This is a genomic window from Sulfuricurvum sp. (assembly GCF_041651515.1).
In the GTDB taxonomy this organism is placed as follows: Bacteria; Campylobacterota; Campylobacteria; order Campylobacterales; family Sulfurimonadaceae; genus Sulfuricurvum.
The window spans coordinates 374,341-396,284 of the sequence record NZ_JBAZJF010000003.1 but is presented as its reverse complement, the minus strand read 5'-3'; the positions used below and the strand labels follow the sequence as shown (position 1 = coordinate 396,284).

Genomic DNA, 21,944 nt, shown 5'->3' with positions numbered 1-21,944 from the left:
TGCCAATTTATTCTTAAATAAACTTTTTTACTCGTTCCAAAGCTCTGAAAAGGAAAGGGGTAGGTACTTAATCTTCATTTTTATTGTCACGAGATATAGGGGTCAGTTATTCAATCTTTACTATTTTAAATATTCTCGAAGTTTTAAAATTTTTTGCTCTAATTCTTCTAACTTTTCATCACAGATCATATAAATAGTCTCTGCATCAATATCGATGTAGTGATGGGTTAAAATCTCTCTCGTTCGAATGATTTTATTCCAATACTCTTTGTTGGCAACCATGAGTAGTAGCTCTTGTTGGCATTTATCCAAATTTTTTAACGCTTCCCCGATAGACTGCAATCGCATGGATATGGCATCGAGTTTATCTAGCCCCTCATCGCTGTCTAGAAAATCATCACTCGAAGCAATGCCGCTAAATCTTCGCTTGATTAATCGCAGACTCTCAAGGATAAAGTCTAAAAGTTCAGCAGTAGGGGCTTTATCCATAGATTACCTCTTTTTGGATACTTTCGAAGATAGCCCCTTTGCTTCTTTTGTGTTTGTGTAATAAGTCTATTTTTGTATGATATAACTCTTCTAAATGGTTCCAGAGACCTGTTAGATTATCGAAGGTTTTGTGTTTAAATTCGACATAAATATCAATGTCACTCTCAGGTGTTTGCATATCTTTTGCATAGCTTCCAAACAGTCCGATTTTATCAACTTCATAGGTTTTTTGGAGGTATTCTTTTTCTTGAGAGAGTTTTTGTAAAATATCAATTTTTGTCATTTACACTTCCCTCCTACTAAAGATACCGGTTTTTTATTGCGAAGATTATAACAAAATCAGGCTAATTCCAAACGAATAAGTTTTTCTCTCGTATCGTCGTATGTTTTTGTCTCTAACAAAAGGGAGATTTTTTCAGTGGGGATTACATCGACCACGATGATCGCTGAGGTGTTAAAAGGGCTATCGGTTAGTTGTGTGCGCAAAACTATTTCGGTTTCGACAGAGGGAGCATTAAACATGAGCTCTTTCGTATTTTTGTACGATGATTCGCTGAGGGTGTTGAAGGTGTCTAGGGTGATAAATCGTACCTCTTCACGGTTAAGAAAAAACTGTCCGTTAATCTCAAAATCGATTTTTCCCTCGATGGCGAGGCGGTTGATGGTGGAGTAAAAGAGGGGATAGGACGGGATAACCGTGTTGAGTACTTTTACGGAGGCACGCATCAGACGATAGTTGTAAAACCGTTCTTTGAGTATGCGATAGGGGATGCCTTGCTTTTCGAGTTCATTGCGGCGGGTATAGAGTTCCAGCCTCTCTTCGATCGAGGCAGGGAGAATCTGGCAGCTTAGAGGTGAGAACATCTCATCCATCAATTTATGTTGCTGATCACGCTGCATACTAAGACCATAGAGACAGCCGCAATAGTCTTGACGGTAGAGTTGCTGTTCTTTGGCAACCCGTCCCTGATCGGCAGTTCCGTTGTTTTTACGGTAGTCAAACGCGACAAATTTGACGCCGTGTGAGGCTTCAAACACCTCACCGCTTCGGATAAGCTGTTCTTGAGATTTCTTGGGACTAACGAGGAGGGTGGTGGTCATAGTGGACTCACCCAGTTCAATCGCTTTGTGGGCACTTACTTCGAAACGACGATCAAAACACACTTCACAGCGCGCTCCTTTTTCCGGTTCTTTTTCCAAACCTCGGACGGCGTCTATCCAGTTTTCAAAATCGTATTCACCCTCTATCAGCTCAATCCCCAGTTTTTTACAGCTTCGTTCTACATCGAGAAGACGGAGTCGGTATTCGCTGTAAGGGTGGATATTGGGATCATAGAAGAACCCGACGAGTTTTTCATCGGGGAATTCCTGCTGCAGTTTCTCGATAAAGAAGTGAGAATCGACGCTGCAACAGATATGTACGAGCATAATTAGTCGCGAGAAGCTAAAATCTCTACAGATTCGATAGTGTCGCGCATTTGGATACTGTCAAGAACCGCCATGGATTCTGCATCATCCGCTTCGATACCGCCGAATACCGTGTGAACGCCGTCAAGATGCGGAGTGCTTACGAAACAGATAAAAAACTGGCTTCCTCCGGTATTTGGTCCTGCATGAGCCATAGAAAGAGCCCCTTTTACGTGACGGTGCGTGTTAAGCGCTGTTTCACACGGAATCGCCCAACCCGGGCCGCCGGTACCGGTGCCGTGAGGACAGCCGCCTTGTGCCATGAATCCTGGGATTACACGGTGAAAATTAAGGCCGTTGTAGTACCCGTCGTTTGCGAGTGCTGCGAAGTTTGCAACGGTGTTTGGGGTCTCATCGTTATACAATTTGATCCACATAACCCCTTTGGCTGTGGTCATTTTTGCCCATTGGTAACTTGCTAGCTCTTCAGCGGTAGGAGTGTAGGTTTTAAGTTCTTTACGTCCGAACATGAATGTGATCCTTGAGGGAATTTTTTGCAATTATAGTGAATTTATCTTAAGAGGCTTGGATGAACTTGTTATAATACATCTCATTAATTTACTAAAAGCAGGTTTGGGATGGGAGATTGGTTTAGTCGTAGATGGTCTCAAATCAGCCTGAATCAGGTTAACTTTTACACTATTGTTTTTATCCTTTTTTTTACGGTTATTTTTTCTTCTTTGCTGATCTACGATGAATACAAAGATTTTTTAAAAACAGCACAAAGCGGGATTGAAATCAACAAAATTGCCTCCCTAAACAGCGCCCTTTCCTTTCAAAATTTACCCAAAACACGGCTTATAAGAGTTATGGTGGAGATAGCTACATTGGCGATGATCCTTTTTGGCTTTATCGTAGGTATATCCAAAATTGTTAACAGTATGATCGCTCGTGATATGGAACGGTTTATGGAATTTTTTGAAGCTGCCCATGAAAAAGCGGAACCGATTTCATCGAACGACCTTTATTTTAAGGAGTTCAAAAAGATGGCGGGCTATGCCAATGAGATGGCTTTGACATTAGAGCAGCAAAAAGAGTCTTTATATCAACTTAATGCCAGTTTGGAAGAGCGAGTTCGCATTAAAACTCAGGCACTGGAACTCAAAAACAGTGCATTGGAAGAGGAACAAAAATTTTCACAAGGACTATTAGAATCGCATAAACAGTTTATCCGTTATGCGATTCATGAAACCCATACCCCACTTTCGGTTATTATGGCTAATATTGAGTTATTTACAATGCACGAGGGGCGAAATCGCTATCTTGCAAAGATCGAAGCGGCGGTAAAAAATATCTTTAGTATCTATGATGATCTGAGTTATTTGGTCAAAAAAGATCAAATTGAGTATCCCTTAAAAGCGATTGATTTGGGAGAATATATCGGAACACGTCTCGAATTTTTTGATGAGGTTGCCCATTTTTCCAATCTTTCGTTTGAATTTAGTAAACCGGATTTTCCTTCATGGATACAATTTAACGAAACAAAGTTGCAGCGGGTTATCGATAATAATCTTACCAATGCGATTAAATATACCAAAAACGGTGAAATTATTCATGTAGGGATTCGCTATACCGTTGATGCTTGTCTATTTTGGGTAGAGAGCCGTTCCCAAAAAATTCATGACGCGCAAAAGATTTTTGAGGCATACTACAGGGAACGAAAAAAAACAGATGGATTTGGACTGGGACTTAGTTTGGTGAAATCGATTTGCGATGAAGAAGGGGTCACCATAGCGATTGAATCCAATGACGATTTCACCCGTTTTGAATACCGGTTTATAAAAGAGGGGAATGTTTGAAAATCCTTTTACTTGAAGATGAACAGATGCTAAGCGAAGCGATCAGCGAGTACCTTGTCGCATTGGGACATCGAATCGTTCCGTGTTATGACGGAAATGATGCATTGGTACGTATACAATCCGATAACTTTGATTTGCTCATTCTCGATATCAATGTACCGGGGATAGACGGGTTGGATTTACTGGAACAACTCCATTTGCTCAAAATTCGCCCTCCCGCTATTTATATCAGCGCGTTAGTTGATATTGAAGGGATTAGCCGTGCGTACGACCTTGGCTGTTTTGATTATTTAAAAAAGCCGTTTCATCTCAAAGAACTTTCATTGCGCATCGATAAAGTGATGCAAAATTGTGTCATTCCTCAAAGTCATGTACGGCTTTCGAAGAGTTACGCGTACGATGCTTCAACCTCAACTTTGTTGTGTGATAACGTAACACATCCGCTTACTAAACGACAGCTCCAAATTATCGATTTGTTGGCACGTAATCGTGGCCGAGTCGTTGATTTTGAACAATTTCGCACCTATATATGGGACGATGAATACGTTGACAATGCAACGATACGGGCTGAAGTGAGCCGGTTGAACAAGAGTCTCAAAGAAGATTTTATTCAAAACATACGGGCATTAGGTTACATGATTGATATTCCACGCCCACATTAGTGTTACCTTTTTACTCATATCGCATGCTGAAATTTACTTTTAAAGAATAATTTTTTCTAATTTACCTTTTGCTACGTTCGTGCTACGTTTTATTTTTATGATGACGGTGTAAAAACTTGAAGGAGCCAGAATGAGACATACAGTACGTCTTTCACTCTTAGCATCATTACTCGTAATGAACGCATCAGCAGCCGATGATTTGGAGAGCATGTTCAAAGAGGGAAAAGTTAGTGGACAGATCCGAGAGTTCTCGATCAGCCGTGATGTAGAAGATACCCGTCCAGTATCAGGAGTTGTGGGTAAAGATTATACTCGAAAAGCAAATGTTATCGGCGGATATTTAAAATACGATACAGCTGCATGGAACGGTTTGAGTTTAGGGGCCGCATTCTACACAACCAACGGTTTATTGTTGCAAGATACGAAAATGGACTACTACAGAGTTGATCCAACTTTGCTTGGTAATAATAACGGTTCTTACAGTCAGCTGGGTGAAGCGTATGTGCAATATAAATATGGCAACACAACCTTCAAAGGGGGACGCCAGAAGCTTGATACCCCTATGGCGGGAAGTGATGATGCAAGGATGCTTCCGAATCTTTTTGAAGCATATGTCGTCAGTAATACCGATCTTAAAGATACAACGTTTATCGCAGCGCAAGTAACCAAATTTGCTCAGGGGACGTTTGGACGCGCATATAACGGTGGAGTTCTAGGTGTTACTTCAGGATATTCACTGAATAACATTAGAGATACCGACACAGGCCAGTTTGTCGATATGGGAAGTTATGCGATCGGTCAGAATACCGGCGGTGTAAGTGTTGCCGCAGCTATTTATTCAGGAATTCCGGGACTGAAACTTCAATTGTGGGATTATTATGCCCGCAATATTCTCAATGCAATATATGGGGAAGCTAGTTATGGGTTTACGATGGCAAATGGCATTGCTCCCTACGTTGCGGCACAGTACATCGGTGAAAGAGATGTGGGTAGCAACAGTGTTATCACAAAAGTAAAAAGTGATTTTTCTGCGGCAAAAGCAGGGGTGAAAGTTGCTAATTTCGATGTATACGGTGCAATTTCGCATAACAGTAAAGATGCTACCGCAGCGGTTAACGGTGGAACAATTTCTCCATGGGGTGGGATGCCGGCTTATACTCAGGGTATGGTAACGCGTCATCAGTTTATGGCAGGAACCGATGCGTGGAAACTTGCAGGAAGTTACGACTGGAAAAATTTTGGGGTCAATCTGAATACGGGCATTTACTATACCTCGTTTAAAATGGATGCCCTCAATGGTTACTCTACCAATTATGCATGGACGGCACAAGAATCTGGTGTGGATGTCATCTATTCTCCAGAGAAAGTCAAAAATCTTCAACTTCGCCTTCGTGCGAACTATACGGATGATTTTTATCAAAGTACGACTGGCGCTATCAGCTGGAGTGAATACCGTTTTATCGTCAATTATAACTTTTAAAGGAGTACGAGTATGAAACAAGAACTTGTCGATCGTATTAAAAACGATCCCGATTTTCACCACCTTGTTAGTGTGCGAAGTAAATTCGCTTGGACATTAACTATCGTCATGTTGGTTATTTATTTCGGTTTTGTATTGACGATTGCGTTTGATCCGTCAATTTTGGGGACTCCGTTATCGGCTGGCGCTGTAACGACAGTTGGAATTCCGGTCGGTGTCGGTGTTATTCTCAGTGCATTTATCCTTACCGGGGTCTATGTTCGACGTGCGAACGGTGAGTTTGATGAACTTACAAGACGTATCAAAAATAAAGCAAAGGGGGAATAATGAAAGCGTTATTTTTAGCTCTTTTCTCGGTTGCTGCATTTGCCGGTGAAGCCCTTAGCGGTGCGGTAGAAAAACAACCGTTAAATATGTCTGCCATTATTATGTTCTTGATCTTCGTTGGTGCAACGTTAGGGATTACCTATTGGGCAGCCAAACGTACTAAAACGGCAAAAGATTTCTACACCGCAGGTGGCGGAATTACCGGTTTCCAAAACGGTATGGCGATCGCAGGGGACTATATGTCCGCGGCATCGTTTTTGGGTATTTCAGCCCTCGTTTACGGTAAAGGGTATGATGGTTTGATCTACTCTATCGGATTCTTGGTCGGTTGGCCGATTATCTTGTTTATGGTGGCTGAACAGCTTCGTAATCTCGGAAAATATACGTTTGCAGACGTCGCATCGTATCGTTTACAACAAACCCCGATCCGTACATTGGCGGCATTTGGATCAATTGTAACGGTTATTTTGTATTTGATCGCTCAAATGGTTGGAGCAGGTAAACTTATTCAGCTTCTTTTCGGTCTTGATTATGAAATCGCGGTTATTTTGGTCGGCGTGTTGATGATCCTTTACGTAACATTCGGCGGTATGCTGGCGACAACATGGGTCCAAATTATCAAAGCGTTCTTGTTGCTCTCCGGTGCGACATTTATGGCGATCGCGGTTATGGCTCACTATAACTTCAACTTTGAATCGTTGTTTTCAACGGCTGTTAGTATGAAAGACAGCTCTATCATGGCTCCGGGTAAACTGGTAAGTGATCCGATTTCGGCAATTTCACTCGGTATCGCGTTGATGTTTGGAACCGCGGGTCTTCCGCATATCCTCATGCGTTTTTTCACCGTCAGTGATGCAAAAGAAGCTCGTAAATCGGTTTTCTATGCGACCGGATTTATCGGGTATTTCTATATCTTGACGTTTATTATCGGTTTCGGTGCAATCGTAATGGTATTCCAAAATCCACAATATCTTGACCTTGCTAAACAAGCGGTTGATGGCGGCTACCCGATTCTCGGCGGCGACAATATGGCGGCAATTCACCTATCCCATGCAGTGGGCGGCGATTTCTTCCTTGGATTTATCTCTGCGGTAGCGTTTGCGACGATCCTTGCGGTTGTTTCCGGTCTTACGTTGGCGGGTGCATCAGCAATTTCGCATGACCTTTACGCCAGTGTTATCAAAAAAGGTAAAACCGACGGTCTTATGGAGATGAAAGTTTCTAAAATTGCTACGGTTATTTTGGGTCTTGTTGCTATCTATTTGGGTATTGCGTTCGAAGAGCAAAATATTGCGTTCATGGTCGGATTGGCGTTTGCAATTGCTGCAAGTGCAAACTTCCCGATTTTGTTCCTCTCTATGTATTGGTCAAAACTCACCACTCGCGGTGCATTGATCGGTGGATCTTTGGGTCTTTTGACGGCAGCAGTATTGGTCGTTCTCGGACCAACCGTATGGGTTGATTTCCTTAAAAATGCAGAACCGATTTTCCCATACAAATATCCGGCTCTCTTCTCGGTAAGTGCGGCGTTTATCGGAATCTGGTTCTTCTCGATTACCGACAAAAGCGACAATGCGGCACGTGAGAAAGAAGGGTATGAAGCACAATTTATCCGTAGCCAAACCGGTATCGGTGCAGAAGGTGCTGTTGAACATTGATTTGAACGCCGAAGGAGCAAAAGCCCCTTCGGCTGTGCTAGCCGCTATGGCACTGAAGCTTGCCTCTATCGAGGCAGATTTCTTTCATTGATTTTTTAGGAGTCAGCTTTGAGTCTATTTGACCAAAAAGCACTATTGATGTCGATCCATCCTTTTGATCTTTTAGGGGAGAGGATGATCGAAAAACTGATGACACAGATGGATATTGCCTATTATCCGAAGGAGACGGTCTTGATCGCTCCGAGGGTTAGGGCAGAATCTCTCTATATCATAATCAAAGGTATTGTCAACGAAACCATCGAGGGTGAACTCCAAAATGTATACGGGGAACGCGACAGCTTTGACGCGAATTCCCTGATATACGGAAATACCCAAAGCACTTTTAGCGTTGCCGAAGATCTCATCTGTTACTGCCTCCCCAAAGAATCTTTTCTCAACCTTCTCCAGGATGTCGAACCGTTTCAAAACTACTTTATGCAAGACTTTATCACCAAACATCAAAACCTCAAAGAGCGACAGCACCAAAACGAATTGACCCCTTTTATGGTTTCGCGTGTGGATGAAATTTATCTCCATACCCCCTGTATCGTAGATGCCTCTCAATCCATCAAAGAATCGCTGAAAGTGATGATGGAGAAAAATGCAAACGTGATGCTGGTTGATAATGCCGGTCATATGGGGATTGTTACGGATAGCAATTTGCGTGAGCGGGTTTTATTGGTTGATAAAAGTACCAATGATCCGGTCGGTGATATTGCGACATACGGTCTGATAACGATTGAGCGAAGCGATTTTTTATTCAATGCATTGCTCCTTTTTACCAAGCACGGGATTATGCGTCTGGTGGTTGTCGAAGGGGAGAAGGTTGTCGGTATTTTAGAGCAGCTTGATTTGCTGAGTCATTTTGCAAATCACACCCATTTGATTGTTGCTTCCATCGAACGCTCATCGAGTATTGAAGAACTTGAAAACACGCAGCGTTCATTAAACTACCTGGTTCGCTCTTTGACCTCCAAGGGGGTGCGGGTTCGCTATATCTCTAAACTTGTCAGCGAACTTAATGCAAAGGTGTATCGTAAAGTATTTGAGATGGTTGTTCCGCAAAAATTACACTCTCAATGTGCCTTGATTGTAATGGGGAGTGAAGGACGCGGCGAGCAGATTTTGCGTACCGATCAGGATAATGCCCTTATAATTCGAGATGGTGCGGATGAAGCCGAATTTGAGCCGTACATGATCCGGTTTAACGCGTATTTAATACGTCTCGGGTTTCCAAAATGCAGCGGTAATGTTATGGTAAGTAATCCATACTGGCGTCAAAGCGTATCAGGTTATAAAACCATGATTTCGCAATGGGTAGAGACATTAAACGAGGATGCACTCCGCTCGTTATCAATCTTTTTGGATGCTACGTGTGTCGCAGGGGATGAGAAGTTGCTTGGAACATGCAGAGATTATATTCGTGAACATTTTGAGGGACGTAGCGATGTGCTGGCCCATTTGGCAAAAGCGGCACTCGCGTTTGATACCCCATTAAGTCTTTTTTCGGGTTTTGTTCTCGGACATGCCGGGCATGAAAGTGAACTGGATATTAAAAAAGGGGGAATTTTTGCGATTGTCCACGGTGTCCGTATTTTGGCTTTGGAATACAAAATCGAATGCACCAATACAACGGAGCGAATTAAAGAACTTAATAATGCCGGATTATTTGACAAACGGTTTGCGAGTGAGTTGATAGAAGCGTATGATACATTGCTGGGGATACGTTTGCGCTCAATGCTCTCCCAAAAGCAGCAAAGTGAAGAACAAAACTATGTCAATCCGAAACTGTTTAGCAAAACGGATCGAGATCTGCTCAAAGATGCATTTAAAATCGTCAATACGTTCAAAAAGTTTCTTACGTATCATTTTCATTTAGGAATGGTAGTTTGATGTTTGAGAATCTCAGACGTTCATGGAATCGTCGCTCTCTCAAAGATGACTCCTATTTATGGATGTTTGAACCCTACGATGGGGATGAAGTGGTCGTGTTTGATACGGAAACTACCGGGTTAAATACGAAAAAAGATGCGATACTCAGTATCGGTGCGGTGAAAGTTAAAGGGGATCGTATCTTGACCTCGGAGAGTTTTGAAATTTTCTTAAAACCTTCTCGTGAGATCAGTGTTGAAAGTATCAAAATCCACCATATTCGTCCCTGCGATTTGGAGAACGCAATGGAACCGTTGGAAGGGGTAAAAAAATTTTTGAAATTCATCGAAAATCGCCCTTTGGTAGGGTATTATTTAGAGTTTGATATGGCGATGATAAATCGTCTCGTCAAACCGTGGCTTGGGTGTGAACTTCCCCATAAACAGATTGAGGTTTCAGGGCTTTTTTTTGATAAAAAAATCGCCCTTATCCCTCAAGGAAATATTGATTTACGCTTTGACACCATCCTGCGAGATTTGAATGTTCCAAGGATGGGACAGCACAATGCATTGAACGATGCTATCATGACCGCAATGGTCTATATAAAATTAAAAAATACACTTAAACTACATTAAGGAGCCTTAACTATGAGTGATATCGTAAAACCAACTTTTCAACCGAACCGCGAGTTTGCCAAGCAAGCCCGTATCAAAAATATGTGTGAATACCATGATTTACAAACATGGGCAAGTGAAGATTATGAGGGGTTCTGGGGACATTTTGCCTCTGAGAAAATCGACTGGTTCTCACCGTATACCCAAGTACTTGATGAGAGCAACGCACCGTTTTACAAATGGTTTTTGAACGGTAAACTCAATGTTGCTCACCAATGTATTGACCGTCATCTTACTTCGCGTAAAAACAAAGCGGCGATCATTTTCGAAGGGGACCGCGGTGATAAACAAATCATTACCTATCTTGAGCTCTATTACAACGTTAATAAATTTGCCAACCTTCTAAAAAATGAGTTTGGTGTCAAAAAGGGTGACCGCGTTGTTATCTATATGCCGATGATCCCTGAAGCGGCGTACGCGATGCTCGCATGTGCCCGTATCGGTGCGATCCACTCGATCGTATTCGGAGGGTTCTCTTCTGAAGCGTTAAAAGACCGTATCGAAGATGCCGAGGCAAAATTGGTCATCACCGCCGACGGTGCATATCGAAAAGACAAACCGTACATGCTCAAACCGGTAGTCGACCTGGCGATTGATGAAAAATCACCGGTCGAAAAAGTTCTTGTTGTTGAGCGCAACAATGAGGATGTGACATGGGTAGCGGGACGCGATTATTCGTATAATGAACTCATAAAAAACCAATCCAGTATTTGTGAAGCGGAAGTGATGGACGCTGAAGATCCTCTATTCCTCCTCTACACGTCAGGTTCTACCGGAAAACCGAAAGGGGTTCAACACAACTCAGCCGGGTATATCCTTTGGGCGCAAATGACAATGGAATGGGTATTTGATGTCAAAGAGAACGACACCTACTGGTGTACGGCAGACGTCGGCTGGATTACCGGACACACCTATATCGTTTACGGCCCGTTAGCTATGGGTGCGACAACCGTCATGTTCGAAGGGGTACCGACCTATCCGGATGCGGGACGTCCGTGGAAAATGGTCGAAGAGTACAAAATCAACCAATTCTATACCGCTCCGACCGCGATCCGCGTATTGCACAAAATGGGTGAAGATGAACCGGCAAAATACGATCTCAGCAGCTTGAAAGTGCTCGGAACCGTTGGTGAACCGATCGATCCACCGGCATGGAAATGGTATTATGAGGCAGTCGGTGGTGGCAAATGTGCGATCGTTGACACCTACTGGCAAACCGAGACAGGAGGACACATCGTCTCTCCATTGCCGGGAGCGACTCCGATCAAACCTGCATGCGCAACATTCCCGCTTCCGGGGATTATGGCAGAAATTTTAGATCCCCAAACGGGTGAAAAGGTAGCAGTAGGGGAGGGCGGTTATATGTGTGTAACACGTCCATGGCCTTCAATGATTCGCGGCATCTGGGGTGATCCTGAGCGTTTCGTGAAATCGTATTTCGGTGATGTCAAAAAAGATGGTCAGCCGGTATACTTCACGGGTGACGGCGCGATCTACGACGAAGACGGTTACATTACGATCACAGGACGTACCGATGACGTTATCAACGTTTCGGGTCACCGTATGGGAACCGCTGAAGTGGAAGCGGCATGTAAAAAGCACCCTAACGTCGCCGAAGTTGCCGTTGTCGGTAAACCGCATGAGATCAAAGGTGAGGGGATCTTCGCTTACATTGTACTCAAAGGTGATGATACCGTCGGTGAAGAGATGGAGATGGTCAAAGAGATCAATAAAGTGATCATGAAAGAGATCGGTAATATCGCAATTTGTGATGATATCGTTTTCGTACCGGGATTGCCGAAAACCCGTTCAGGTAAAATCATGCGCCGTATCCTTCGCTCCATCGCAAAAGGTGAAGTGATTACTCAGGATATCTCGACTCTCGAAGATCCAAGTATCGTTGCGACGATCGAAGCAAAAGTCAAAGGCTAATAGCTTCTTCTTTTCCCTCCCGTTTCGGCGGGGATTTCTCTCTATTTTTCCCATAAAAAGAATGCAGTTATTGTAAACATGACGGATTTCAAAAAAAAGCATGAAGTGTACAGAATTGTGGATGGGGAAGAGGGATTCGAACCCCCGAATGACTGGACCAAAACCAGTTGCCTTACCGCTTGGCGATACCCCAATGTTTTGAAAGTGTAAGAATACAAATCCAATCCTTAAAGATCAATAGACGCTACCTCAAAATTATCGATTAGTACGATAGTATAAGCCCCTTTATGTCATAGTTTCAGCACGTATAAGGGAGTTTTTTTATGGCCGCAGGTTCAACGATTTACAAAGTACAACTCAGTATAGCCGATATGGATCGTAATTACTATGAGACCCATGAGATAACGATAGCCCAACACCCCTCGGAAACCGATGAGCGGCTTATGATCCGTCTCGTCGCCTTTGCCCTCAATGCGTCTGATCGCTTAGTGATTACCCAAGGGATCGGAGGAGATGACGAACCCGAACTGTGGGAGAAAAATTACGGAGGAGAGATCGAGTTGTGGATCGATCTTGGGCAGATGGATGAGAAACGGCTCCGCAAAGCATGTGGAAGATCCGAGAAGGTGATCATTTATACCTACAACACCAAAAGTGCTACTGCGTGGTGGAAACAGTATGGCACGACGTTTGAGCGGTTTAAAAATCTCAAGGTAATTCATCTTTATACCGAGGGGATAGAAAAATTGTGTGAGCGTTCCATGCGTCTGCAATGCAATATTAGCGACGGTGAACTCAGTTTTCACAGTGAGCGGGGAGATGTTACAATAATGCAAGAGAGATGGCGATAATACGTCACCTTTCTTCACGCCTGCTTCCCGATTTATCTTTAAATCCGCTACCTTTGGTTATACTTGCTCCCTATATTATCTCCCTTGATGGATAAAACTATGAAACGAAAAATCGGAAAATTTAAAAGCTCTATCGCTACCCTCGAACTCCAAGACCGCGTATTGCGCGAAAATACCCTTATTTTGGCGGAACCGGGTTCAGGAAAAACCCATCTTGCAAATAAAATTCGTGAGTTTGTCATTGACAGCGGTATTCCTACCCTGTATCTTGATTTTTCCAATCCTACCCCGGATGAGGTAGAGGAGAAATTTAAAAAGGGGTCTGATTTTCATTATATGTGCTTTAATGAGAGTGATGAATTTAATGCCGCTTTGGATACGGCTATTGAACAGCGTCAGAACATTTATATGGCGGTAAGCCCCTCTTTTTTTGCCAGCAAACGGGATATCAAAAGCAAGCTTTCTCAGATGATGCAGAAACGGGAACTTTTGAATAATTATTACTACATTATGCAGGAAATTTCCAGTTTGGAAGGGTTTTACACCAAATTCGAAGACTTTATTTTTTATATTTTCGACCTTGTCAATCTCAAGAAATTTGGGCTTACCTTTTTGGCACAGCCGCATGAGATGTTTGAAAACCCTCGTATCAAGTTGCTGTTCTCCTTTCTTTTTGTGGGGCGTTGTTCTAACGCCTACTATTACAACACAACGGTACTTCGCTCGATGGAGCCGAATACATTCTTGTATCAACATCGAGTGGATAACCGCTCACTCCTCTTCAACAGCATCCAAAGCGATGTTGTTTATATTGACGCCTAAAACTGATTTCTTCGGTTTTAGCACGTTGAAGATAGCAGCTAAAATCGCTATAATTTCATAATTTTTTATATTTTTTAGAGGAGCATACGGTATGGGAAGAGCGTTTGAATATCGCAAAGCGGCAAAAATGAAGCGTTGGGGAAATATGTCGAGAATATTTCCAAAATTGGGCAAAATTATTACAATGGCTGCTAAAGAGGGTGGTGAAGACCCTGATATGAACCCGAAACTCCGCAGTGCTATTTTGACGGCAAAAGCGCAAAATATGCCCAAAGACAATATTGATGCGGCGATCAAGCGGGCTTCCGGTAAAGATGCTATTTCATTGGCGGAAATGAATATCGAGGGAAAAGGGCCGCACGGTGTTTTGTTTTTCGTTGAATGTGCTACCGATAACAATGCGCGGACCATTTCGAATGTTCGAACGATTTTTGGCCGTGCCAAAGGTGAAACCCTTAATAATGGATCTTTAGAATTTATGTTTAGCCGTAAAGCGGTCTTTCGATTTCCAACACCGGCTATGGATTTAGAGGAGCTTGAGTTTGCTCTTATTGATGCAGGAATTGAGAGTATTGAAGACGAAGAGGGTGAAACAAGCGTGTATGGCGAATATACCTCTTTTGGTGCCCTTTCTAGCGCTCTTGAAGCATTGGGGATAGAACCTGCCAGTGCAGCATTGGAGCGTATTGCTAACTCTCCGGTTGAATTTAGTGATGAACAAATGGCGGATATTGAAAAGCTTATTGATAAGCTCGAAGAGGACGATGACGTCCAAGCCGTTTACACGAATATCGGTTAATTTTACTTCTCTCCCTCGGGAGAATTATTCTCCCTTTTCTTTCTCATTCGTTTGTGAATAATGAATTTTGGCATCCAGCAGAAGCGTTTTGGCAAAATGGGCTTTTGTTCCTGCTGGAAAATGGGGATCTTTGAGTAAAACAGAGATTTTTTTACTGCCGTTTCGTTCAATAAGACGATGGATTGTCCCTTCTCCGGCCGCATAAGCAAAATCGACTAAATACCAGCTTCCAAACTCTTTTTTAAGATCCAGTAAGAGGTGAATAATTGCATCGGTTGAACGGTTGATACTGAGGCGTTCATCCTTTTTTTTTGTCACGGTAAGTCCAAAATTACGACCGCTTTGTTTGGTTAATTGCCATAGCCCGGCTGTCCCGTACCCGCGAGAATTGGGATGAAATTTGGACTCGGCGTAAGGGACGAGTGCGAAATACGTAGGGATTCCTGCTTCTATGAATTTTTGTTCAACCTCTTTGTACTCTTGGGTGGTCTCCTGATAGCGTTTGTATAATGCGATATATCCCGTGTGATAGCGCTCTTGAACTCCATTTAGGGCGCTTATTTCATCGTAAGACTCGGGGGAGCCAAGAGCTTCTAAAGAAGCATTAAGCGCTTCTGAAGTGGGTGCAGCGCTAAGGGCAGTATATCCTAGGATATACGCCAATAAGAAGCTTTGGATCAGAATCCTCATGCTTCGATGTAATCCAGATCTTTATGAAATGTTTCATGTGTATAGTAGAGGGCTACGGCTGCGAGGAGAAAACATACGGCACCAACGATTGCACCTGCACCAAGTACCCCATAACTCTCTTTTAAAAAGATAAATGACGTGGTGATCGGTACAACGGCTCCACGGACAAAGTTTGGCGCGGTAGTTGCCACTGTGGCACGGATATTGGTTCCAAACTGTTCTGCCGCCATGGTGATAAAAAGGGCCCAATAGCCGCAAAAGATTCCTAATGCCATACATGCCCAATAAAATTCGTTTGCACTCGCTCCGCGCAGGGTGTAATACCATAATACACTGAGTGTGGAGAAAAAGAGGAAAAGGGTAAACGCTTTTTTACGGCTTCGGAGTTTTTGGGAGAGGTATCCGCTGCCTAAATCCCCAATTGCAAGTCCGATATAGCAGTACATTAGTGCCTGTCCTGCGGTAACCGGCTCAGTAATTTCAAGAGCTTTGGCAAATTCAGGGGAGAACATCACCATAACACCTACGACAAACCATAATGGAATCCCGATGGCAATAGCTTTGAGGTATTTGCCTAAGAGACGACGGTGGGTAAAGAGGGATAGAAAGTCTCCACGCTTGATCTTTTCGCTAAGGTTATGTTCAAACATTCCGGATTCACGTACTTTTAGACGTAGGACTAGAAGGGAAAGCCCTAAAATCCCTCCGATAATATAGGCATTACGCCAATCGAAGTTTTGTGCTACCAGATTAGCGGCAACAACCCCAAGTACCCCGAAACTTGCGATACTCATAACTCCATACCCGCGCAAATGTTTAGGAAGAATTTCGGCTACGAGGGTAACCCCTGCCCCAAGTTCTCCTGCTAAACCGATTCCGGCAATAAAGCGCAATGCGGCATATTGCTCGACATTGGTGACGAAGGCATTGAGAAAATTGGCAATAGAATAGAGGATAATAGAGGCAAATAATACGGAAAGACGCCCTTTTTTATCTCCCATTATCCCCCACAGAATACCGCCGATCAGCATTCCACCCATTTGCATATTGAGGATGATAGATCCCCATGAGGTAATTTGATCACTGTTTAAACCAAGTTCTCCAAGACTCGCTACACGGACAACACCAAAGAGGATTAAATCATAAATGTCGACAAAATACCCCATTGCAATGACGATGACGGGGAGTGTCAGAACCTGACGGAGGATAGAGGAGGTAGAAGCAGGCATTAAAACTCCAAAATAGATATAGTCTTTTATTATAACTTAGGAGAGCTTATAAGTGATATTAGAGGGATAAATAGCGTAATTAACTGATACGATTGGGAAGCATAGTAATATGAGAAAGCCATTGATCACGGTTTTTGGATTGAAATTGGATGGCGTGCAGCGTGATGCTAAGACCTTGCGCCTGAGCTTCTTTGATAAGAAAACGGAGTTCCGTATCCATACCGAAAAGCTCACAATACGTATCGATACCGGCTTTAAAACGGTGGGTGTCTTTACGTAATAGTTGCTTGAGCTGCACGTGATACGCTGTTCTCAAAAGATCCCCGATCCGTTCATGCCGTTTGGGGAGAGTGATGAGATTTGCGAACTCTTTCTTGATCGACGTTGCATCACCGCTAATGGCATAACGTTCACTTCTCTGCAGCTTCTCATTCCATTGTATTTCGAGTTCTTGAGCCCAGGGGAGGATCATAAGCTCGCGATGGGAATCAAGCAGACGATAGGCAGAACGCATATGCTCATGGCTGATGGCATGATGCAAGTTCGATGCAAGAGATGCAAATTTTTTTAACTCACTACACGTTTCTTCATATTGAATGACATTGGTAAGTTCTTCCAACAATAGATTTGCCCGTTCGAAGGATTTGCTTTTTAATGCATCGGTAATGGCCGGAACCAGTTCTCCTACCTCTGATATCAGTTGTATATACGAGGGAAGTTTACGGATTATGGGGTATCGATGGCTTAATTGCATTAAGGTTTTATAATCGTGCTCATAAATTGCTTTGGAACATTTTTTAAGTACGTCAAAATGTTGGAGGAGCAGTTGGATAAAAGGCCATTTTACACTAACGGAGGTAAAGGGTTGAATCTCTGCTCTACACTCTTTTATTTTCCCCATAAGCATCAACTTTTGAGCTTTTCCAAACCGTTCTGACCAAAACTTTTCTGCCATTAAAAATAATGAAGTTGATTGTAACTGAGGGTATTGTTCCGCTAAACCGTAAAAGGGGGAGAGCTTTTGCTGGTTAAAAAGATAGGTGAGTCGGTCAATATGGGAATAGGCGATGGTGAGTGTAGCTATCTCTTTGGATTTAGCCGGATGAAAGGGGGCTAAAATGGCTTTGGCTTTGTCAACATTTCCTTTTTCCAATGCAACTCGTGCCGATTCTAAATTAAGCTCAAAGATCGATTCTAGCTCTTTATAGGATCGGTTTTTTTGGAGTAAAGGTTCTTTTTGGGCATACAGATACGCATCAGAATATTTTTTCGAAGCAATAAGGGTATCAAGATGATGTTGCGGTTCAAGGTCAAAACGAAAGAGTTCCCCTTTTTGGGTTCCGACATAGAGTTTATCCTCTTCATCTTTGCACATTGCCGTGATCGGATGTTCGAGTTCGATATACGAGTCATTGAGTATTTTCATCTCTTCTGCATCAACCAAAATAATATGGCGCTGTTCTGAAGCGACTAGAATATAGGGTTCTGTCCCTGCTTTAAGCAAATGGGTGATAGGTCCTAACGCAGTACTGAGACGTTGATTGGGGTATTTGGTATTTCGATCCAGTTTTAAAAGGGTTCCGCTTTGATTTCCGACGACAAGAGACTCCTGATGGAAAAGGAGGGCACCGTTTTTGACATATCCGGCATGAAGACGTTGTGTCTTGGTCTGCCCAAGATAATCGGTAATGACGATACTCCCTCCATAGCCTGTCGTTGCTACCAAATCTTTTTCAAAGGCAATGGCGGAAACGAAGTTTACTTTTGGTTTGATGGTGGAATAGGCGGCATATTCGGGAAAAGAGTGCATCCGTGCAATAAGTGTTGATGAGTCGCAGCGCCAAAGAAGTACCCGTCCTTGATCCGTTCCGCAGATGAGATATGATCCGCTTGGATCAAATGAAAGTACGGTGGGATATTGCTCATTCAACTCAAATTTGCGGATGGTTTTTTTTTGATCCAGATCGATGAGATGAAGTGCTTTGCTGTGGTTGCTTCCAAAAGCAATACGGTTATGAATGGGATCGAATACGCAATAGAGCTTTGCTTCTTCCGGTAAATTAAGACGTAGAAGCCTCTCTTGGGTATTGTCCGTTGAATTATAGAGGTATATTTCATGATTGGCGGTTACTACTCCGAGCATCGATCCCTTCAGTGGATAGAGTGCGATGATAGGGGATTCAAAATTAGCTAAACCGATTCTACTGGGCATTCTGTACTATCTCTATGAAATTAGGTTGTTGTTTACAGTATAGCATAATTGCAAAGACTATTTAGACAATATTTTTAATATGTTATACTAGTTGAAACATTTTTAGTAATTCAAAGTTGAAGAGGAGGTAGAGACTATGCAAGCGGAAAGAAAAAAAATCATTCAATATGCACTGGATTTTGAGATTGATGATATCAATACCTATTCGGGATACAAGGGTGATTTGGTCGTTAAAATTACCACCAAAGATATGCATGTAGTTGTGGCTATACGAAAATTTGCAATGGATTTGAATATTAAAGAGGTGGTTATTAAACAAAATCCGCATCTTCTTGAGTATGAGATTTATTGCGTTACCCCGGATGCAGAAGTCTATCATTTAAAAACAGAAAATATCATGGAAGAAATTCATACTCAGCATCCGGTAAAAGATCCATGGGAGGGAAAAAGGGAAAAATAATCTAGCTGTGTATTAAATTAATTTTTGTTCCGGTTAGAAACAGGTAGTCTTTTCCTGTAAGTGTTACTCTAAACTTTTTTTGTTGCAAATATTTTTTACAATAGTAAATGTCTTTTACCAGTATCGACATCTCTGAATAGGGATAGTTCGGTGCTTTGGCTCCGTAAATCATCTCTCCCCCCATCCAGCGGCAGTTCGGAAACCCTAGAATAATCGCGCCATCTGTGCTAAGATAATTTTGTACCAGGGACATAAAGAGAGGTTTGAATTCCAGTCCGCTGCTTTGCAGGGTACCGATTGTGATGATAAGGTCAAATTTTCCTAATCCGAGTGAATCGAGATCATTGATATCATGGGCATAAAAGGTGGCATTGCCCTCATCGAAGCGCTCTCTTGCAACGCTAATAGCACTCTCGGAGTGATCAATTCCAATAAGTTCAAGACTCAGATACTCTTCGCGAGGGAGGATTTGACGGATGAGGTCAAATTCGTCGCCTGTATTGATCCCCAAATTTAAAACCCGTTTTTTTTCCCCGATCTTGACATTTCGCAATGCACGTAGGTAGGGGGAGAGAAATGCAGGTTCTTCATTTTTGTGGATTGCAGCAAAACGGGATGTTATCCCGTATTTTTCCTCTTGGGCATCACAGTGGTGAAATGAGTCGCTGAGATCAAGTTTTTCGTAGGTGATAGCAATGGTATTTTCGGATATCGGTTTCGGTGTCAGCATCCGACAAAACAGCAGCTCCCCCAGATCGCTCCATCCTTTGTAGCTGCGATAGAGATAGTTACTTCCATTGATCGTTAGAGTTTCACCTGCGTAGTGTCCACGTCCGATATCGGGATTGAGCACTTCAATGGTGATGGTTTCGGCTTCTTTGAGGGTTTCTTGCGCCCATGAGAGAATGTCGGTCATGGATTCGGTAGTAAAGGTTTTCAAAATAGTTTTTTATTCTTGGAATAAGTTTATTAATTTTGTTTTTAGTGGAGTAAAATTTGGATGTTCCAAATCAAATGGTGCTTTTGGATAGGCTGTTTTATATATTTGATTTAGAATAGCTTTGTGATTTTCTTTTGAAGTAAACTCTGAGCACTCTAAAAAAGTTTCAATGCACCCTCGATGTTCGTCTGGAATCGTCGATAAAATCAAAGACTCCAAGTAACCGCATTGTTTTTCATCGCAGGTTACATATATATCAGACTGCTTTGTTAACCCTAAATTATCAATGATAGATTTAAGTTCTTTGGTAGTGTTTTCGTATCCTCCATATGTAGCATCATTTTCTTTATAGTCTGCATCAACAACAAAAAGAACTCTTTTTGTCATTTCTGCATCTATATTGCTTTGTAATTGCCGATAATTGACATGATCTGACTTAAAAAAATTACTTTTAGTCCCCATCCCAAAAAATTCTACTTTATCGGCAGAGAAACCCAACTTTTCTATTAAAAGTTTTAAAAGCTCATTGTCATTTGTTTTTTTAGCATTTCCCTCATGTAAAATGGCAACCTTTACCATCCTCTGACCTCGTGGTCTTGTTCGATGCTATTTTCGATAAGTTCATAATCAAATGTCGTTGCTTTTATTTGCCCGTCACTTAATTTACTCATCCGTATGTAGGCAATCTCTTGATCTTCAAGTTTCTTTGCTACCCGTGCATATGATTCGATACACTCTTTTGAATGGGTAGTGGCAAAAACTTGGACGTTTTGTTCTTTGGAAACTTTTAAAATAACTTCCCAGACTCTATCGAGATAAGTGTAATGAATTCCATTTTCTAGCTCATCTATAAATAAGTATCCATTTTGGGCTTGGAATAGTGCATTAACAATTGAAATAACATGTCTTACACCATCTCCAAATTCTGTAATTTCTAACCAGGTTTCATTGATTTTGCATTGTGGTAAATCATCAATAACTTTAAAAGCTTCTATGCTATTATCAAATTCATTTAAAATAGTATTTAAAAATGTCTCTTCATCCTTCTTCTGTATAGTAGAATAATAACGTATGATTTCTCCATTGGATAGTCCAAAACTATCTATAAATTTGATATTATCAATGATGTCTATTTCATATGAAAAATCGTTTGTGTTAACTCTTATATATTGTTTATTAAATTCAAAATTATAAAGTTTGATACCATCTTGTTCTTCAATTTTAAATGATGATTTATTTATATTGGATATTAAATTTATGCCATTAGAACGTTCCATAAAAATTTTGGCATTATTGGTTGTATTGTTAGCTAATATATTTAAGTTTTCTCTCATATATTTAACTCCCCATAAGGCACCAACAAAATTTTTAATATTCATTGCTCGCATATTAATGAAACATGCTTCCATAAATGCCGTTTTACCAACATTATTTTTACCGCTGATAAGATTTATCCGTTGAAAATCTTTGGATTCAAAATTATGGAAGCATTTGAAATCAACAATATTGATCCATTTTAAAAAATGTTCACCCATATTAAGC

22 protein-coding genes and 1 tRNA gene are annotated in these 21,944 nt (G+C 41.9%); 12 read left to right on the top strand and 11 right to left on the bottom strand.

Annotation, left to right across the window (positions count from 1 at the left end):
• Window positions 1-120: 120 nt before the first annotated feature.
• The 4 genes from WC407_RS07670 to WC407_RS07655 are packed head-to-tail and all read right to left on the bottom strand — an operon-like array spanning window position 121 to window position 2,426.
• Complete coding sequence (locus tag WC407_RS07670) at window positions 121-489, bottom strand: DUF86 domain-containing protein (protein ID WP_373022020.1); 369 nt, start codon at window positions 487-489, stop codon at window positions 121-123.
• Entirely contained in the window at window positions 482-772 is a 291-nt protein-coding gene (locus tag WC407_RS07665; protein WP_373022019.1) for a nucleotidyltransferase family protein, read from the bottom strand. The genes WC407_RS07670 and WC407_RS07665 overlap by 8 nt, the downstream gene beginning before the upstream one ends.
• 56 nt (window positions 773-828) lie before the next feature.
• Window positions 829-1,917, bottom strand: a complete 1,089-nt coding sequence (locus tag WC407_RS07660) for an epoxyqueuosine reductase QueH (protein ID WP_373022018.1) — start codon at window positions 1,915-1,917, stop codon at window positions 829-831.
• A 2-nt stretch (window positions 1,918-1,919) separates the two neighbouring features.
• Window positions 1,920-2,426: a peptidylprolyl isomerase gene (locus WC407_RS07655; protein ID WP_373022017.1), complete on the bottom strand. Its 507-nt coding sequence runs from the start codon at window positions 2,424-2,426 to the stop codon at window positions 1,920-1,922.
• 108 nt (window positions 2,427-2,534) lie between these two features.
• Here WC407_RS07655 and WC407_RS07650 point away from each other — a divergent pair, with 108 nt between their 5' ends.
• From WC407_RS07650 to acs, 8 genes are all read left to right on the top strand, one after another.
• Window positions 2,535-3,755, top strand: coding sequence for a sensor histidine kinase (locus WC407_RS07650; RefSeq protein ID WP_373022016.1), 1,221 nt, complete (start codon window positions 2,535-2,537; stop codon window positions 3,753-3,755).
• Window positions 3,752-4,417: a response regulator transcription factor gene (locus WC407_RS07645; RefSeq protein WP_373022015.1), complete on the top strand. Its 666-nt coding sequence runs from the start codon at window positions 3,752-3,754 to the stop codon at window positions 4,415-4,417. Before WC407_RS07650 ends, WC407_RS07645 begins: the two co-directional genes overlap by 4 nt.
• A gap of 130 nt (window positions 4,418-4,547) precedes the next feature.
• Window positions 4,548-5,897, top strand: coding sequence for an OprD family outer membrane porin (locus tag WC407_RS07640; protein ID WP_373022014.1), 1,350 nt, complete (start codon window positions 4,548-4,550; stop codon window positions 5,895-5,897).
• 12 nt (window positions 5,898-5,909) lie between these two features.
• Window positions 5,910-6,224 carry a DUF485 domain-containing protein gene (locus tag WC407_RS07635; protein ID WP_373022013.1) on the top strand — a complete coding sequence of 105 codons (315 nt, stop codon included), beginning with the start codon at window positions 5,910-5,912 and terminating at the stop codon, window positions 6,222-6,224.
• A complete protein-coding gene (locus WC407_RS07630) occupies window positions 6,224-7,882 on the top strand; it encodes a cation acetate symporter (protein WP_373022012.1) in 1,659 nt (552 codons plus the stop codon). Before WC407_RS07635 ends, WC407_RS07630 begins: the two co-directional genes overlap by 1 nt.
• Window positions 7,883-7,990: 108 nt before the next feature.
• Window positions 7,991-9,814: a putative nucleotidyltransferase substrate binding domain-containing protein gene (locus WC407_RS07625; protein WP_373022011.1), complete on the top strand. Its 1,824-nt coding sequence runs from the start codon at window positions 7,991-7,993 to the stop codon at window positions 9,812-9,814.
• Window positions 9,814-10,428 (top strand): 3'-5' exonuclease, encoded by a 615-nt coding sequence (locus WC407_RS07620; protein ID WP_373022010.1) that lies wholly within the window; start codon window positions 9,814-9,816, stop codon window positions 10,426-10,428. The genes WC407_RS07625 and WC407_RS07620 overlap by 1 nt, the downstream gene beginning before the upstream one ends.
• A 12-nt stretch (window positions 10,429-10,440) precedes the next feature.
• Window positions 10,441-12,399 carry an acetate--CoA ligase gene (acs, locus tag WC407_RS07615; RefSeq protein ID WP_373022009.1) on the top strand — a complete coding sequence of 653 codons (1,959 nt, stop codon included), beginning with the start codon at window positions 10,441-10,443 and terminating at the stop codon, window positions 12,397-12,399.
• Between the two features lie 118 nt (window positions 12,400-12,517).
• Here the strand turns inward: acs and WC407_RS07610 are convergent.
• Window positions 12,518-12,592, bottom strand: a tRNA-Gln gene (locus WC407_RS07610).
• 130 nt (window positions 12,593-12,722) lie between these two features.
• On the opposite strand from WC407_RS07610, the gene WC407_RS07605 reads away from it, so the two are divergent.
• The 3 genes from WC407_RS07605 (at window position 12,723) to WC407_RS07595 (ending at window position 14,871) form a co-directional block, all read left to right on the top strand.
• Complete coding sequence (locus WC407_RS07605; RefSeq protein ID WP_373022008.1) at window positions 12,723-13,250, top strand: YaeQ family protein; 528 nt, start codon at window positions 12,723-12,725, stop codon at window positions 13,248-13,250.
• A gap of 99 nt (window positions 13,251-13,349) precedes the next feature.
• Window positions 13,350-14,072 (top strand): ATP-binding protein, encoded by a 723-nt coding sequence (locus WC407_RS07600; RefSeq protein ID WP_373022007.1) that lies wholly within the window; start codon window positions 13,350-13,352, stop codon window positions 14,070-14,072.
• Window positions 14,073-14,163: 91 nt separating this feature from the next.
• A complete protein-coding gene (locus tag WC407_RS07595; RefSeq protein WP_373022006.1) occupies window positions 14,164-14,871 on the top strand; it encodes a YebC/PmpR family DNA-binding transcriptional regulator in 708 nt (235 codons plus the stop codon).
• A gap of 24 nt (window positions 14,872-14,895) precedes the next feature.
• On the opposite strand, the gene WC407_RS07590 is transcribed toward WC407_RS07595, so the two are convergent.
• From WC407_RS07590 to WC407_RS07580, 3 genes are all read right to left on the bottom strand, one after another.
• On the bottom strand, window positions 14,896-15,534 hold the full coding sequence (locus tag WC407_RS07590) for a transglycosylase SLT domain-containing protein (RefSeq protein WP_373022005.1): 639 nt from the start codon (window positions 15,532-15,534) through the stop codon (window positions 14,896-14,898).
• Between the two features lie 23 nt (window positions 15,535-15,557).
• Window positions 15,558-16,790, bottom strand: coding sequence for an MFS transporter (locus tag WC407_RS07585; protein ID WP_373022004.1), 1,233 nt, complete (start codon window positions 16,788-16,790; stop codon window positions 15,558-15,560).
• Window positions 16,791-16,869: 79 nt separating this feature from the next.
• The gene (locus WC407_RS07580) at window positions 16,870-19,002 is read right to left on the bottom strand and encodes a WD40 repeat domain-containing protein (protein WP_373022003.1); all 2,133 of its coding nucleotides are present in this window, start codon (window positions 19,000-19,002) and stop codon (window positions 16,870-16,872) included.
• Window positions 19,003-19,138: 136 nt separating this feature from the next.
• Here WC407_RS07580 and WC407_RS07575 point away from each other — a divergent pair, with 136 nt between their 5' ends.
• Window positions 19,139-19,462, top strand: coding sequence for a hypothetical protein (locus WC407_RS07575; RefSeq protein ID WP_373022002.1), 324 nt, complete (start codon window positions 19,139-19,141; stop codon window positions 19,460-19,462).
• A 1-nt stretch (window position 19,463) separates the two neighbouring features.
• On the opposite strand, the gene WC407_RS07570 is transcribed toward WC407_RS07575, so the two are convergent.
• From WC407_RS07570 to WC407_RS07560, 3 genes are read right to left on the bottom strand one after another with little or no spacing between them, the layout of a single operon-like run.
• Window positions 19,464-20,402: a class I SAM-dependent methyltransferase gene (locus tag WC407_RS07570; RefSeq protein WP_373022001.1), complete on the bottom strand. Its 939-nt coding sequence runs from the start codon at window positions 20,400-20,402 to the stop codon at window positions 19,464-19,466.
• 9 nt (window positions 20,403-20,411) lie between these two features.
• Window positions 20,412-20,981, bottom strand: coding sequence for a hypothetical protein (locus WC407_RS07565; protein WP_373022000.1), 570 nt, complete (start codon window positions 20,979-20,981; stop codon window positions 20,412-20,414).
• Window positions 20,975-21,937, bottom strand: coding sequence for an ATP/GTP-binding protein (locus WC407_RS07560; RefSeq protein WP_373021999.1), 963 nt, complete (start codon window positions 21,935-21,937; stop codon window positions 20,975-20,977). Before WC407_RS07560 ends, WC407_RS07565 begins: the two co-directional genes overlap by 7 nt.
• Window positions 21,938-21,944: the final 7 nt, after the last annotated feature.

Coding starts and splice junctions, on each gene's coding strand:
- WC407_RS07670 (WP_373022020.1), bottom strand. CDS start 489: ATGGATAAAGCCCCTACTGCTGAACTTTTAGACTTTATCCTTGAGAGT.
- WC407_RS07665 (WP_373022019.1), bottom strand. CDS start 772: ATGACAAAAATTGATATTTTACAAAAACTCTCTCAAGAAAAAGAATAC.
- WC407_RS07660 (WP_373022018.1), bottom strand. CDS start 1,917: ATGCTCGTACATATCTGTTGCAGCGTCGATTCTCACTTCTTTATCGAG.
- WC407_RS07655 (WP_373022017.1), bottom strand. CDS start 2,426: ATGTTCGGACGTAAAGAACTTAAAACCTACACTCCTACCGCTGAAGAG.
- WC407_RS07650 (WP_373022016.1), top strand. CDS start 2,535: ATGGGAGATTGGTTTAGTCGTAGATGGTCTCAAATCAGCCTGAATCAG.
- WC407_RS07640 (WP_373022014.1), top strand. CDS start 4,548: ATGAGACATACAGTACGTCTTTCACTCTTAGCATCATTACTCGTAATG.
- WC407_RS07635 (WP_373022013.1), top strand. CDS start 5,910: ATGAAACAAGAACTTGTCGATCGTATTAAAAACGATCCCGATTTTCAC.
- WC407_RS07630 (WP_373022012.1), top strand. CDS start 6,224: ATGAAAGCGTTATTTTTAGCTCTTTTCTCGGTTGCTGCATTTGCCGGT.
- WC407_RS07620 (WP_373022010.1), top strand. CDS start 9,814: ATGTTTGAGAATCTCAGACGTTCATGGAATCGTCGCTCTCTCAAAGAT.
- acs (WP_373022009.1), top strand. CDS start 10,441: ATGAGTGATATCGTAAAACCAACTTTTCAACCGAACCGCGAGTTTGCC.
- WC407_RS07605 (WP_373022008.1), top strand. CDS start 12,723: ATGGCCGCAGGTTCAACGATTTACAAAGTACAACTCAGTATAGCCGAT.
- WC407_RS07600 (WP_373022007.1), top strand. CDS start 13,350: ATGAAACGAAAAATCGGAAAATTTAAAAGCTCTATCGCTACCCTCGAA.
- WC407_RS07595 (WP_373022006.1), top strand. CDS start 14,164: ATGGGAAGAGCGTTTGAATATCGCAAAGCGGCAAAAATGAAGCGTTGG.
- WC407_RS07585 (WP_373022004.1), bottom strand. CDS start 16,790: ATGCCTGCTTCTACCTCCTCTATCCTCCGTCAGGTTCTGACACTCCCC.
- WC407_RS07580 (WP_373022003.1), bottom strand. CDS start 19,002: ATGCCCAGTAGAATCGGTTTAGCTAATTTTGAATCCCCTATCATCGCA.
- WC407_RS07575 (WP_373022002.1), top strand. CDS start 19,139: ATGCAAGCGGAAAGAAAAAAAATCATTCAATATGCACTGGATTTTGAG.
- WC407_RS07565 (WP_373022000.1), bottom strand. CDS start 20,981: ATGGTAAAGGTTGCCATTTTACATGAGGGAAATGCTAAAAAAACAAAT.
- WC407_RS07560 (WP_373021999.1), bottom strand. CDS start 21,937: ATGGGTGAACATTTTTTAAAATGGATCAATATTGTTGATTTCAAATGC.